The sequence below is a fragment of the Nonomuraea sp. NPDC050540 genome (assembly GCF_044457485.1).
Taxonomy (GTDB): Bacteria; Actinomycetota; Actinomycetes; order Streptosporangiales; family Streptosporangiaceae; genus Nonomuraea.
On the sequence record NZ_JBITHA010000005.1, the window covers coordinates 360130 to 375040 of the forward strand.

The window sequence follows — 14911 nt, forward strand, 5'->3', positions numbered from 1 at the left end:
TTCACTCACCCACTCGGAGTACGGAGCCGAGGCTGCGGCGACGGCTGATGGCGGTGTGCGCGTAGGCGCCCAGTACGGCGACGCCGGTCAGCCCGGCGGCCAGGAGCGTAGGAGTCAGCAGGTCGAGGTCGTAGCTCTGGACGTCGAGGTCGCCGGTGTAGGCCGACAGGTCGACGCCGGGGCCGAGCGCGGCGGGCAGGACGAGGCCGAGCGCGAGCCCGGCCAGCGAGGTCAGCACGATCATCGGGGAGATCTCCAGGACGGTCAGCCCCTGTGCCTGACGTGCCGACAGCCCCAGCGTACGCAGGAACGACAGGGCCGCGGCCCGCTCCGCCGCGCTGATCACGAGGGTCACCACGACCGCGACCAGCGCGTACGCCGCGAGCGCCACGGTCACGATCCGCAAGATGGCCAGAACGGTGCCGGTCAGCGCGTCACCGGTGATGGCCGCGCGGGCCTCGGCGGCCCCGGCTACGGTGATCAGCTTGGCGCCGTCGCCGCCCTTGATCGCGGCCGAGACCGCCTTGACGGCCTCCGCCCGCACCTGGGCCGGGTCGGCGTTGCCGCTGATGAGCAGGGTGTTGACGTTGACGCGGGTGCCGGCCCGCTGGTTGGTGTCCAGTGGGACGACGAGGAAGCGGCCCTGGCTGAAGAACCCGGGCACCTTCTCGATGACGCCGGCCTCGCGGACCTTCATCCGGTTCTGCCAGCCGATGTCGATGGTGCCGCGGCCCTTCATGCCGGGCGAGACGAGCGCGGGGATGCCGGCTCCGCCGGGCTGGGCGGGCAGGGTGACCGGGGTGCCGGCGATGAGTTCGCTCCACGCGGCCAGGTCGACGGCGAGGATGTCGGCCCGCTCGGCGGTGAACCCGATCTGCACCTTCCCCAGCTGCGCGGGGACGACCTGGTCGACGCCGGGTGTCCTGCCGATCTGGGTGATGGCCTCGTCGGTGAAGATGCCGGAGTACTCGACGCGGATCGGCGCGCCGGCCTTCTGCCACACGGCGACCTCCTGGGTGCGGACGATGCCGCTGGAGATCAGCGAGGCGAACACCGACACGGCCAGGGCGGGCAGCAGGATCAGGACCGGCAGGACGCTGAAGGAGCGGGCGCGGGCCGCCCTGGTCAGGCCCAGGAAAGGTACGGCGGGCCGGGCCCGTGCCGCCAGCCGTACGATGAGGCGCAGGGGGTAGGGATAGCAGCGCAGGGTGATCAGCGCGGCGGCCAGCGTGAGCGCGATCGGGACGAACAGCAGGAACGGGTCCTGCCCCTGCGTGGCCACGTCGGTGGTGAGCCCGCGGGTGCGGATCAGGTACGCGCCGACCAGGGCGAGCCCGATGACCAGGACTTCCAGCGTGATCCGCTTGGCCGACGGCTTGGCGGTGGCCACGTCGCCGCGGCGCTCGTTCAGGGGCGCGCGGTGCTCGATGGCGGCTCGGGCGCAGGCGTAGCCGATGCCGGTGAGCAGCAGCAGCGCGGGGCCGGCGTGCACGAGCGCGACGGCTGGTCCCGGTACGAGGTAGGCCAGGCCGTACCCGGCGAGGACGGCGGGCAGCAGGGCGGCGGCGGTGAGCCCGCCCGCGGTCGCGATGATCTGGCGCAGCGCGCCGCCGCGCGCCCGCATCAGGCCGAGCGCCTGGTCGATGCGGTCGAGCACGAGCTGCACGCCGAGCACGATGACGCCGAGCGCGACCATGAGCAGCCCGCCCAGTGCCAGGTACATGATCGTCTGCGCGGTGGCCAGCTTGGTGAGGAAGGCGGCGATGAGGTTGGCCAGCTGGGTGTCGAGGCGGTGGGCGAAGTCGCCCTTGGCGTTGAGCGCGAGCGCCTTGTCATACTCCTTGATGGCGGTCTGCACCGCGACGGGGTCGAGCTTGGCGAGGGCGGCGGTGTCGACGGACAGGACCCAGCGGTAGTCGAGCTGACGGGCCTGGCCGCTCAGCACGGCCAGCGCGGCGGGGGGGATGAGCACGGTGACGGACTTCTCGAGGTCCAGCTTGCCCGGCGGCTGCACCTCGTTGACGTTGAGCGCGTCGCCGTTGTGGCTCCACCAGCGGTCGCCGGGGTCGACCGCCTTGAAGATGCCGACGACCTTGATCGCGGCGTAGTCGCTCTCGCCGATGATCTGCCGGGCGCCGATCGTGAGCCCCATCTTCTTGGCCGCGTCGGCGACGACGCCGACCTCGAACAGGGGGATGTCGGTGTTCTCGAAGCGCGTGGTCGAGGGCTTGCCGGGCGCCCGTCCCTCGGTCCACTGCACGCGCCGGTCGGCGTCGGACAGCCAGGCCAGGTTGATGTACCTCATGCCGCCGGTGTTGTGCACCGGGGTGCGCGAGGTCTTGGCGCTCATGTGCGAGGTGCCGGCGCCGGGAGGGCGCACGACGGTCCGCAGCCCGGCCGGGACCAGCTCGCGCAGCTCCACGTCCCAGCGCTCGAACTGCTCGGCGGAGCCGATGTCCTGCCGGATCCCATGGGAGGCGGCGCGCGCGGTGAGGTCGGCCTGCTGCGCGGGGGCGGCGTCGAGATCCTGCGCCATCGCCCGGTTGAAGGCCCCCTGCATCATCCGCGGCATGCCCGCGATGAGCAGGCAGGCGCTCAGGGTGAGGACGGCGAGCATGGCGAGGGCGCCGGGATGCACCCGAGCCAGCCGCAGGGTCTTCATTGGTCCTCCCCGATGCGCAGCACTTGACCGAGACCCTGCCGCCGCATGCTGCGGGCCAGCCCGGCGACGATGGCGAACAACACCACGGCCACCACCACGAGCATGGCCGCCGTGGCCGGCCACGGGATGTCGAGCCGCACGTCCGGCGTGACCGCCGCGGCCTGGCCGGTGAGCACGATGTGCGGGACGACCAGGTATCCGACGGCGACCGCGAGCCCGGTCCCGGCCGCCAGCGACAGCCCGATGACGAACGTCTGCTCGATGGCCAGCAGCCCGAACACCTGACGGAAGCTCACGCCGAGCGCCCGCAGGATGGTGAACTCCGACATCCGCTCGCGCGCCGCCACCGCCGCGTTGACCAGGAAGCCGAGCGCCGCGAAGACCAGCGCCGCCAGGAAGCCGAGGATCAGCGCCCCCTGCAGGCCGCTGCCCAGCGGGTCGTCGCGCAGCTCCGTCGCCAGGCGCCGCTGGTCGAGCGCGGTGACGTTCCAGACGGGGTTGGTCCTGATCTTCTCGTACGCGGCGGTGGACGAGCCACCGGTGTTCAGCCACCATTCGGTCGCCGGCAGCGGGAGCTCGCCCGCGCTGAGCGTGCGGTCCTGCAGTGTCCTCAGATCCACGAGCACGGCAGGCTGCTCCGGCGTGGTCGTGGGCATGCGCTCCACCACGCCGGTCAGCTTGACCTCGATGACCTTCCGCTCGAACGTGATCGGCGCGACCTGGCCCACGGTCAGCTTGAGCGCGGCGGCCAGGTCCGCGGTGAGCACGACGGGCAGCGGCGCGTTGACCGTGGCGCCGGCCGCGCGCGGAGGCAGCAGCATCTTGTCCGGGTCGATGCCCGGGGGCGCCGGCATCACGACCGCGCCCTCGCGGCCGGACTCGATGGTGAACAGCCCTTCCCGGCCGGCCGGGTCCGCGCCCGCCCAGCGCAGGCCGCCGGGGACGCTCACCTCCTGGCCGTCGGCGCGCAGGGCGAGCACGCGGGCCTCGCGGTCGGTCTCGCTGACTCCGGAGATGAAGCCCTCGACGGCCAGCGGGTAGCTGACCTTCCCGCCGCGGCCGGTCAAGGCGGTGAGGTCGAGGGTGGCCTGCCGTACGGTCTTGGCGGTCGCCTCGACCGGCAGCGCGTGGCGTACGCCGAGCGCGTCGGAGAGCACGAGCTGCAGGGGGACGGCTCCGAAGGGCGCCCGCACGTCCACGGTGAGCGTGCGCGGGGTGCCGGGCAGCTGCACCGGCGCGGTCTTGGGCCGGCCGGCGGTGAGCCCGGCGCCGAGCTCGGTGACCGTCTGGGCGGACAGGTCGGAGCGCAGCTGGAAGACCTGGCCGAGCTTGGCGGCGTCGATGGCGATCAGGCTGACGAACGCGTTGTCGACGTCGGCGCGGCCCCGGTAGGCGGGGGCGGCGGCCCGTACGCCGGGCAGCGCGCTGAAGGCGGTGCCCCTGCCGAGGGTGCCGAGTTCGCCGCCGTCCGGGGGTCCGGTCAGCCGCAGGTCCGCGCCGGCCTGGTGGCGGGCCTGGTCGCTCTGCGAGGCGCGCCAGGTGGAGGCGGTGGCCATCGAGACGATGCCGATGGCGATCGCCATGGTCAGCAGCAGCGCCGGTCCCGAGTAGCGCAGCGGCCGCCTGGCCACTTGCCAGGCGCCCAGCGCGGGCGCGAGACTGGCGCGCTTGGTGGTGAACCGTTCGGCGACCTTGGAGATGCGGGGGACCAGGCGCAGGCCGAGCATGCCGCCGGTGAGCAGCGCCAGCGCGGGGCCGGAGATGATCAGCGGGTCGATGCCCAGCTCGCCGCTGGTGGTCGAGGTCACCGGCGCGCCGTAGTGCTGCAGCTGCCAGATCGCCAGCCCGGCCACGACCAGCAGCGCCAGGTCCGCGCCCGCGCGCTCGATCAGGCCGCGCGCGCCGCTGCGGCCGCGTGCCGACTGTTCCTCCACATAGGTACGGCGGGCGCCGGCAAGGGCGGGCAGCGCCAGGAGCACCGCCGACACGAGCGCCACCGAGGTGGAGACCAGGAAGGTGCCGAGGTCGGCGACGGGCGCCAGCCGTACACCTGAGGCCTGGATCCACGGCAGCGTGTTGACCGCGGCCAGCAGCGGCGGGCCGAGGAACGGCGCGATGACCGCGCACGGGACGGCCACCAGCAGCGCCTCGCCGCCGGCCAGGGAGGCCAGCCGCCAGGTGCCGGCGCCGCGCGAGCGCAGGAGCGCGACCTCCATGCGCCGGTGGTCGGCCAGCAGGCGGGCGGTGAGCATGAGCGCGTACGCGGCCAGGAGCAGCAGTTGCAGCACCGGGATGAGCATGGTCGAGCGCGAGACCAGGGCGGCGGTGTCGAGCTGGGTGAGCACGCCGTTGAGCCGGCTGATGGCGGTGCACTCGGAGCAGCCGTTCGAGCGGAGCCGTTCGCGCAGGCCGGTGACGCCGTCGGCCAGCGGGCGCAGTTGCTCGGGGGAGACCTGGCGCAGGTCGGGCAGCGCGGTCCAGGTGGTGCTGACGGTGGTGGCGAAGTGGGTGAGGAAGGTGTCCCGGCCCACCATGAGCGGGCCGTAGGTGGTGTAGGAGCCGGTCTCGACGCCACGGCTGAGCAGGGCTTCGCCGCTCCAGCGGTCGCCGAAGGGGTCGTCGAGCTGGAAGATGCCGACGATCTTCACTTGGCGGGTCTTCTTGTCCACGCGGCCCTGGGTGGTGATGACCTGGCCGACCTTGAACGAGGTGGCCGAGGCGGCGGGCAGCGAGACGACGGCCTCCAGCGGCTGAGCGCCGTCGCGCGGCCAGGCGCCGGAGACGAGTTTGGCCTGCCGGTCGAGGCCGTCGTAGCTGCCGAACCTGAGCAGTTCCGGGCGCTCCTTGCGCTCCTGGCCGGGCATGGCGTAGGAGTCGGAGTGGAAGCTGGCGCCGATCGCCGTCGGCACTCCGGTGAAGAGCTTGCCCACCTGCTCGCGGATGACCTGGTCCAGCTTCGGGAAGGTCTCGCCCTTGACCGGCGCGGTCACCGTGACGGCGGTGTTGCCGAAGGAGGCCGTCTCCATGGTGCGCCGGACGCCGACATCGGCGATGGACGAGGCGTACATGGTCAGCGCCACGAGTGTGGTGGTGGCCAGCAGGATGGAGCCGAGGGCGGCGAGGAGAAGGAGCGGTTCACTGAACGCCCGCTTGACGATCAACGGCCCCCGCATATGACCCCCTTCACCCGTTTAGTGAACTTTTGAGGATCGGCGGAGTCGAGGGCAAGGTGATCTTCATAAGGGATGCGCACCCGATACGCTGCGGCGATGTGCATGTGATATCGAAACTGTGACACAAATCGCACAGGACCTGGACGCTGTTACTCATTCACGCGAAGTATCGCGCCCACGGCCGCCCGGCGGCCCAGCCAAATGTGGACGTATACCCCCAAAACCGACATCAGGGCCAGCGTCGCCGCCAGCAGCAGCGGCCACCACACCTCGGTCCCCGCCACCGCGGCCCCGCCCGCGTACGCCGACAGGTCGATCGCCGGGCCCAGCGCCGGCTCCAGCCCGAGACCCAGCCCCAGACCGGCCAGCGCCGTCAGCAGGATCATCGGCGTGACCTCCAGCACCGTCAGCCGCCGCGCCTGCCCCGCCGACAGCCCGAGCGTACGCAGGAACGACAGCGCCCGCGCCCGCTCCCGCGCGCCCACCACCAGCGCCAGCACCACCGCCGCCAGCGCGTAGCCGCCCAGCGCCAGCGTCACCACGCGGAAGACCACCTGGACCGTCGCCGTCAGCGGCTCGTCCTCGATCGCCCGCAGCGCGTCGCCGAACGTGCGCACCCGCACGCCCGCGCCCGCCGCCCGCGCCAGGTCCGCCGCCGCCACGCCGTCGCCCTCGACGAACAACGTGGTGATCTCCACCTCGCGGCCCATCCGCGCTCGCACGTCCAGCGGCGTCACCACGAACTCCCGCAGGTCGCCCAGCCCGGGGAACGAGGTCACCGAGCCCTGGGGCCGCAGCTTGACCTGCTGGTTCCACGTCATCGTGAGCTCGGCGCCCACCTGGTCGGGCGGCACCAGGGCGGGGATCCCCGGACCGTCGCGCAGCGGGCCCGGCGGCCTGAGCGGCGTGCCGGCCACGATCGCGCGGTAGGCCTCCAGGTCGATGGCCACCAGCGTGGGATGGCGTTCGGCGATCCGCACGGTGGCGATCTGCGCCGGCACCACCCGCTTCACTCCCGGGACCCGGCGCACCCGCTCGACCGCCTCCGGGGAGAACACGCCGGAGGCCTGCAGGCGGGCGTGGGCGCCGACCTCGTTCCAGGCCACGTGCTCCTGGGCGGTCGTGATGCCCGAGGCGACCACCGCGGAGAAGACCGACACGGCCAGCGCGGGCAGCAGCACCAGCACCGGCAGCACCGAGAACGAGCGCGCCCTGGCCGCCAGCGTCAGACCCAGGAACGGCACCGCCCGGCGACGGCGCGCGGCCAGCCGTACCAGGAGGCGGAGGGGGAAGGGGTAGCAGCGCACGGTGATCACCGCGACCGCCACCGTCAGCCCGAACGGCACCAGCACCAGGAACGGGTCCCCGACCGCCAGCCCGCGCAGGCGCAGCAGGAACGCGCCGCCGAGCGCCAGCGCCACCACCGCGGCCTCCGCGGTGATCCGCGCCGGTGAGAGCCGGGCCGCCACGACGTCGGCGCGCCGCTCGTGCAGCGGCGCCCGGTGCCGGGCCGCGAGCAGCGCCGCGGCGCCCGCCACCACGGCGGCGGCGATCAGCGCGGGACCGGCGTGCACGATCGGGGTGAGCGGGCCCGGCACGGCGTAGGACAGCCCGTATCCGGCCGGCGCGGCGGGCAGCGCGGCCAGCGCCACCAGGCCCGTCCCCGCGCCCGCGACCTGCCGCAGCGATCCACCGCGCGCCCGCGCGAGCGCCAGCGCCCGGTCCGTCCGCTCCACCATCAGCTGTACGGCCAGCAGCACCACGCACAGCGAGACCGCCAGCAGCCCGCCCAGCACCACGGTCATCACGGTCTGCGCGGTGGCCAGCTCGCCCAGGAACCTGCCGAGCAGTTCCGGCAGCCGGGTGATGAGGACGAAGCGGTTCCACGGGTCGGCGGCCTCGACGCCGGCCAGCCGGTCGTACTCGGCGATCGCCGCGGGCAGCGCGGGCGCGTCCCGCGCGGTGGCCCTGGCGGTGTCGACGGGGATCACCCAGGCGTAGTGGATCTGCCGCTCCCCGCCGCCGAGCACCGGCAGGCTCTCCGGTGAGATGAGCGCGTCGACGTGCAGTTCGTAGATGTCGCTGCCAGGGATCGGCACGCGGTTGACCGCGCGCACGGCCCGGTTGTGGTCCCAGAAGCGGTCGCCGGGGTCCGTGACGTCGAACAGGCCGGTGACGGTGGCGTCGATGACGCCGACGGTGCCGAGCTGGAGCCGGGTGCCGACCCGGATGTTCATCGCCTCGGCCGCCGACCTGACGATCGCGAGCTCGAAGCGCCTGCCGTCCGACGCGCCCGGGGGCCGGCCGGCCACGTAGCGGATGCGCTGCTCGACGCCGGAGACCCAGGTCGGGTCCACGAACAGCGGGCCGTCCGCCGCCGGCCCCTTCATCACGGGCAGGTTGAACGTGGAGGCCCGCTGATGGCCTGGGCCCACCATCCGGCGCAGGACCGGCGGCAGGATCTCGCGCAGCCGCTCGTCGCGCCGCGCGAAGTCCGCGGCGGTGCGGTGCTCGGGCGGGTCGTCCTGGGTGGAGTACTCGACCGTCAGGTCGGTCCAGTCGGCGGACGCGGAGCCCACCGAGTGCGCGAACGCCCGGTCGTAGGCCGCCTCCATCATCTTCGGCAGCGCCGCCACCAGTAGCGCCGCCGCGGCCACCAGGGCGGCGAGCACGGCCAGCGCCCCGGCGTGCGTCCTGGCCAGGCGCAGCGGGTTCACAGGTCCTCCCTGACCAGCGGCGCCCGGCGGCGCAGGCTGGCCGCCAGCCCCGCGACCACGCCGAACAACACCACACAGACCGCCAACGCCATCGCCAGCGTGGCTGCCCATGGGAAGACCGGCGTCACGGCGGGCACCACGGCCGCCGCCTGCCCGGTCAGCACGATGTGCGGCACCACCAGGTACCCCACCACGACCGCCAGCCCGATCCCCGCCCCCATGGCCAGCCCGATCACGAACGCCTGTTCCACCGCCAGCAACCAGAACATCTGCCGCCCGCTCATCCCCAGCGCCCGCAGGATCGCCAGCTCACCGGCCCGCTCGCGCGCCGCCACCGCCGCGCTCACCAGGAACCCGAGCACCGCGAACGCCAGCGCCGCCGCGAACCCGAGCGTCAGCGCCCCCTCCAGCCCCGCCGCCAGCGGGTCGTCACGCAGCTTCGCCGCCTGCGACGGCAGATCCACCACGCTCGCGCCCCACGCGGGCGTGCGCCGCAACCGCTCCACCGCGGGCGCGGTGTCGCCGCCGCGCGCCGCGGCCCACCACTCGGTCACGGGCTTCGGCGGCAGCGCCCACGCCTGGTCACGGGCCTGCGCCGTGGGCAGATCCAGGAGTACGGCGGGCCGTCCGGCGGCCGTCGAAGGCAGCGCGTCCACGATGCCCGCGATGCGCACCGCGGTGTTGCGGCCCTCGATCGCCACCGCGGTGACCTGGCCGACGCGCGCCTTCATGATGGCGGCCAGGTCTCGTGACACGACCACGGGCAGCGGGTGGCGCCGATCGCTCGGCGGGGCCATCAGATGGCCCTTGCCCAGGGTGACGACCAGTGGCTGTGGGTCCGCGGGAGCTTCGGCGGGTTTGGGGGCCGGTACCTCGATGGTGAAGCCGCCGGGGGTTGGCGTGAGCTTGCCGCCATGCAGGCGGCCGGGGCGCTGGACGGCGTGGGTCCATGGGGCGCCTTTTGGGGCGTTCAGGCCGGTCACGGTGATCCCGGTCGCCGTGCCTCTGGCCGGGACCGGCAGGTCGAACGTCAGTCCGCGCAGGGACAGGGGGCCTGCCGTGCCCGTGCGGCCGTAGAGCGGGCGCAGGTCGATCTCCAGCGTACGCGCGCCGGGCTCCAGGGGTCCGAGGGCGAGCTCCCGCCAGACGCCGAGCCCGTCCACGACGCTGACCTTGGCCGGTACCGGCTCCTCCGCCTCCAGCTGGACGCCGAGCCGGAGATGGTCACCCGTCAACGGGATCACCGGCAGGTCGGGACGTCCGGCGAGCAGCCGTTTCGCCATGTCCGGCACCCGGTCGGCGGACAGATCGGCGCGCAGGCGCAGGATGCCGCCGATCGTGGCCGCGTCCACGCCGAGCATCGTCACGTCCGTGCCGCCGACGTCGGCGCTGCCCCGGTAGACCGGGCTGATCGCGCTCACGCCCGGCAGCGCGGCGAACGCGCCGCCGCGGCCGAGGACGCCGAGCTCGTGGTTCTCGGGCGGGTCGGAGATGCGCAGGTCCGCGCCGGTTTGGTGGGCGGCCTGGTCGTTCTGGGAGGCTCGCCAGGTGGCCGCGGTGGCCAGCGACAGGCCGCCGATCGCCACGGCCATGGTCAGCAGCAGGGCGGGGCCCGCGTACCGCAGCGGCCGCCTGCTCACCTGCATCGCCCCCAGGGCGGGGGCCAGACCCGTCCGCCGGGCGGCGAGCCGTTCGGCGGCCCCGGAGACCAGTGGCACCAGCCGCAGGCTCACCAGCCCTCCGGTCAGCAACGCCAGCGCCGGGCCGGAGACGATCAGCGGATCGACCCCCAGCCCGCCCGCCGCGGTAGCCGTCACCGGAGCCCCGTAGTGCCGGAGCTGCCAGATCGCCAGCGCCGCCACCCCCACCAGCACCAGGTCGGCCCCGGCCCGCTGCACCAGCCCTCTGCGGGCGCGCGCGGTCTGCGTCTCGACGTAGGTACGGCGGGCCCCGGCCAGGGCGGGCAGCGCCAGCAGTACCGCACAGGCGCCCGCGACGAGCGCCGCCACCACGAACGCCCCCAGCCCGGCCCGAACCCCCGCCTCTCCCGCGCCCGCCGCCCCCGCGCCTGCCGCTCCCGCGCCCGCCGCTTCGAGCAGGAGCGGCGCGAGGAACGGCGCCGCCACCGCGCACGGGACCGCCACCAGTAAGGCCTCCGCGCCCGTGAGCACCGCCAGCCGCACGCTGCCCGCACCCCGGGCCCGGAGCAGCGCCGCCTCCATGCGCCGGTGGTCGGCCAGCAGGCGGGCGGTCAGCATCAGCGCGTAGCCCGCCAGCAGGACGAGCTGGAGCACCGGGATGAGCATGGTCGAACGGGCCACCAGCGCCGCGGTGTCGAGCTGGGCGATGACCTCGGGCAGGCGGGAGGTGGCGCCGCAGTTGACGCAGCCCGCCTGGGCCAGGCGTTCCTTCGTCCCGGCGACGTCGGCCGCGAACGCCGCGAGCCGGTCCGGCTGGAGCCCCCGCAGGTCCGGCACCGCCAGCCAGGTGACAGTGACATGGTCGGCGAACCGCTCCAGAAACGTCTCGGGCGCGACCACCAGCGGGCCGTACGTGGTGAAGTTACCCACCTCCGCCCCGCGCACCAGCAGCGGCTCGGCGAACCACCGCTCCCCGAACGGGTCGTCGAGCTGGAAGATCCCCGAGACGCGGACGGTGGCCGGCGCCTTGGCCACCCGTCCCCGGGTGGTGAACGTCCGGCCGGGTGCCAGCCCGAGCGCGGTGGCGACCGGCTGCGAGACCGCCGCCTCCACCACGCTCCCCTGCCGGGGCCACGACCCCGCGACCAGCTTGGCGTGTTCGCCCAGATCCTCGTACAGGCCGAAGGTGAACAGCTCCGGCGTCTTGCGGCCGAGCTGCCCCGGCGCCACGTACGTGGCCGACCTGGCCGTGGCCGTGACCGCCGCGGGCAGGCCCTGGTACGCGCGCTCGACCTGGCCGCGCACCATGGCGTCGATCTGGCGGAAGTTCTCCTTCGTCACCGGGGCGGACAGGACCGCCGCCTTGTCCGGGATCGCGGCGGTGGCCATGGTACGGCGCACGCCCGCCTCGGTGGTCGTGGAGGCGTACATCGTCAGGGCGACCAGGGTCGCGGTGGCCAGGAGGATGGAGAAGAAGGCGGCCAGCAGGAGCAGGGGCTCGCTCAACGCCCGTCTGATGACAAACAGCCCCCGCATGGGTCCACCATCAGGGGAGCGTCGGGGGCGGGCAATGGCGGCGGACTTAATGGTGATCCAGCCGAGATTCCCATGTGATGCGGAAATCGTGACATTCCCTGAAATGCGGGTGCGTCATGAGCAGGGCCAGGTGTTGGATGCCCGAATGATCAACGAGCCCTTGGCGCGTCTCCGCGCCGCCGCCCGGCGCACCCGTGAACTGGCCCTGAACCGGGCGGGCACCGGCCTGGGTCACCAGGACGCCGACGACGACATTGGCACGATCGGCACGGACGGCGCCCTCGGCTTCGACCCCTTCCCGCTGCTCGAAGCCCTTCACCACCACGGCGTCCGGGCCGTGGTGATCGGGCAGGTCGCCGGCATCATGCACGGATCCGCCGAACTGACCGGCGACCTGGACCTGCTCTGGGACGGCCTGCCGGCGCACGCCCCGGCGTTGGCGGCCGCCTTCACCGCCGTCCACGCCCGGCTGATGGACGAAGCGGGCGACGCCGTACCCCTTCACCCGGAGTCGCTTCTCCGCCCCAAGGTTCAGTTCACCTCGCCAGGAGCCGGTGGCGACTGCTGCACCCCGGCGCTCCCCTGGGGCGGCCTTCAGGTCGGAGCGTTCCTCGACCGCGCGATCACCGCGGCCGGACCGGGCGGACTGGAGGTTCACTACGCCTGCCGGGAGGACCTGATCCTGATGCGCCGCGCCATCGGCCGCCCCAAGGACCTCCGCCGGGCAGCGGAACTGGAAGCGGGTCAGAGCGCGACGGAAAAGCGACGGCAGACATGAACCCGGGCGAACTCGCGACGTAGCCGCTCCTCTTCGGCCAGGCCTGCGTGGAGGAACACCGACACCGGGTGCCCGGCCGCGCGCCGGTGAGCGCGCGTTCCGGCTCGCCGGCCGTCGCGTAGACGTGCAGGTACTGGTCGCTCTCGCGGAAACCCATCGCCCGATACCAGCGCAGGGCGTCCGGGTCGTCCCGCGTCCAGGCGTCGATCATGGTCACCGTGGACAGGGCACGGACGCGTGTCAGGGCCTGTTCGAGCAGAGCGCGGCCGATGCCGGCGTGCTGGTGGTCGGGGTGGACCGCGACGGTCTCGATCGTCGCCAGCTCGCCCCGGACGGCGACGTCCATCAGGCCGAGGACGGTGTCGTGCCGGTCGACCGCGACCAGCTCGAAGCCGGGGGCCGCGATGGCGGGCTTCGCCGGGGCGACGTCGTCGAAGTAGGCGGTGCGCAGGAAGGCCAGGACCCGGCAGCGCAGCCAGGAGGGTTCGTCGGCGCGGGCGTAGTCACGGAGAGTGCGGTTCACGACAGGCGGCCCCGAAAGATCACGACCATGATTGTGCTGGGCTCCGCAGGCGAGAACAACCGGTTTTTGGACTACTCTGAAACGAGCGTGCGAGGGCGCTGCCAGTCCGCGGGCAGGGATTTTCCCACCTCAACGCACCAAGCGAGATCAACCTCTTCCGGCCGGGCCAGCGGACCTCGGCGACGATGGAGGTTGCGATGTCCGATCGTCATTTCGAGCTGTCGGCTCATCCGAACGTCGAGTACTACCGCAAGCAGGCCAAACACCTGCGTCACGCGTACGCGGCGGGCGATGCGGCGGCCGGAACCCGGGTCGCCGACATGCTGGGCGAACGAGCCGGCGAACGGTTCCTGCTCAGCGACGCCCAGCACGTGCTCGCTCAGGAACATGGGTTCCGGACCTGGGCCGAGTTCCGCGCCCACCTCGAAAGCCGCGGCACCACAGAAGAACGGCCGGTCTCCCGCCTCATGGGGGTCAGGCCGGGGATCTACGCCTCGATGGCCGGCACCCTCCTCGCCGAGCTGCGCCGCGGCGACCCCGGCGCGCTGCGGCGGCTGCGGGCCCACGTGCCCCGGCACGCCACCGCGACCTCCGCCACGACCGCCGCGCTCCGCGACGCGCGGCTGATCATCGCGCGCGAGCTCGGCCTCCCGACCTGGCAGGAGCTCCTGACGTTCACCGAGAAGTCCCGCCGCGATCTCGGCGAACGGCGCGGCAGACGGCGGCGGCTGCACCGCGAGGCCGAAGCCCTGCTCGCCGGCGACACCGACGGCTTGGCCCACCTGACCGCCGAGCACGCCGACACCCTGCTGCACATGCTCGCCGGCTCCGAGATGATCCCCGGTGCCCGGCTCGGCAGGGAGCTCGGCGTGCCCCGCGCCGCGGTCGCCGTCCTGCTCCGCAAAGCCACCGACCTGAACGTCCCGCTCACCTGGGCCGCCCGCCACAACCGGGTCGGATACGCGCGCCTCCTGCTCGACGCCGGCGCCGACCCCGGCACCCGGGTGCTGGGCGTCACCCCGCTGGAGAACGCCGTCTATCACGGCCATACGGAGGTCGTCGACCTGCTCGCCGTACACGCGATCGTGCCGCAGGCACTCTGGACATACGCAGCCTGCGGCCGCCTGGATCTGGTGCGGGCCTGCTTCGACGCGGACGGCCTGCTCCGGCCGGACGCCGCATCGGCGCGCCCCGACCTCGCCGACACCGGCGCGGGCTTCCCCTCCCGGCTGCCGCCGGCCGACGATCCGGAGGAGATCGTGGGAGAGGCGTTCGTCCATGCCTGCCAGCACGGCCGGATCGAGGTCGTGCGCTGGCTCCTCGACCGGGGAGTCCATCCAGACGTGGCGCCCTACCTCGGACGAACCGGCCTGCACTGGGCCATCACCGGCGGCCGTCTCCCCGTGATCCGCCTGCTCCTGGAACGCGGCGCCGACCCATCCATCCGCGACGACCTCCTCCAGATCGACGCCGACGGCTGGCTACGCATATCCTTCGCCGCCCACCCCCACGATCCAGTGGCCCGCCACCTCCACAATCTGATGGGGTCCGGTCCACACTGAGTGCCCCGCACGCGTCCCCCGCGAACCGGCGGGGGACGGGCTGCCTAGAACCCCCCGGCCCGCAGAGACGGAGAGGTTCCGCCGAAGTGACCACTACCTGGTTCGACGATCCGCCATGGGACGTCGATCCACATGTGCTGACCAGCCGGGGTCACGGTGATGCCGAACCTGCTCGGCGCCGGGCGTCCAGCTCAGGTGCCGCGCCGGCAAGGTAGATCTGGAACCCTCTGGACAGAGCATCGACGACGGCCGCGGGGTCAAGGCGGGCTCGACGGCCCAGCCGCCTTCCGGGGGCGAAGCGAGGGTGGGATCCAACTGGC

Annotated in this window: 7 protein-coding genes; 1 reads left to right on the plus strand and 6 read right to left on the minus strand. The window is 73.4% G+C overall.

Annotation, left to right across the window (positions count from 1 at the left end; genetic code table 11):
* Position 1 precedes the first annotated feature (1 nt).
* The 6 genes from ACIBI5_RS19590 to ACIBI5_RS19615 form a co-directional block, all read right to left on the minus strand.
* Positions 2-2662 carry a hypothetical protein gene (locus ACIBI5_RS19590; RefSeq protein ID WP_397248582.1) on the minus strand — a complete coding sequence of 887 codons (2661 nt, stop codon included), beginning with the start codon at positions 2660-2662 and terminating at the stop codon, positions 2-4.
* Entirely contained in the window at positions 2659-5835 is a 3177-nt protein-coding gene (locus tag ACIBI5_RS19595; protein WP_397248584.1) for an ABC transporter permease, read from the minus strand. Before ACIBI5_RS19595 ends, ACIBI5_RS19590 begins: the two co-directional genes overlap by 4 nt.
* 149 nt (positions 5836-5984) lie before the next feature.
* A complete protein-coding gene (locus tag ACIBI5_RS19600) occupies positions 5985-8552 on the minus strand; it encodes an FtsX-like permease family protein (protein WP_397248586.1) in 2568 nt (855 codons plus the stop codon).
* Positions 8549-11728, minus strand: a complete 3180-nt coding sequence (locus ACIBI5_RS19605; RefSeq protein WP_397248588.1) for an FtsX-like permease family protein — start codon at positions 11726-11728, stop codon at positions 8549-8551. The genes ACIBI5_RS19600 and ACIBI5_RS19605 overlap by 4 nt, the downstream gene beginning before the upstream one ends.
* Before the next feature lie 46 nt (positions 11729-11774).
* Positions 11775-12233 (minus strand): hypothetical protein, encoded by a 459-nt coding sequence (locus ACIBI5_RS19610; protein ID WP_397248590.1) that lies wholly within the window; start codon positions 12231-12233, stop codon positions 11775-11777.
* 118 nt (positions 12234-12351) lie between these two features.
* Positions 12352-13029 (minus strand): GNAT family N-acetyltransferase, encoded by a 678-nt coding sequence (locus tag ACIBI5_RS19615; protein ID WP_397248592.1) that lies wholly within the window; start codon positions 13027-13029, stop codon positions 12352-12354.
* Between the two features lie 197 nt (positions 13030-13226).
* Here ACIBI5_RS19615 and ACIBI5_RS19620 point away from each other — a divergent pair, with 197 nt between their 5' ends.
* Positions 13227-14591 (plus strand): ankyrin repeat domain-containing protein, encoded by a 1365-nt coding sequence (locus tag ACIBI5_RS19620; RefSeq protein WP_397248593.1) that lies wholly within the window; start codon positions 13227-13229, stop codon positions 14589-14591.
* The last annotated feature ends 320 nt before the right edge of the window (positions 14592-14911 follow it).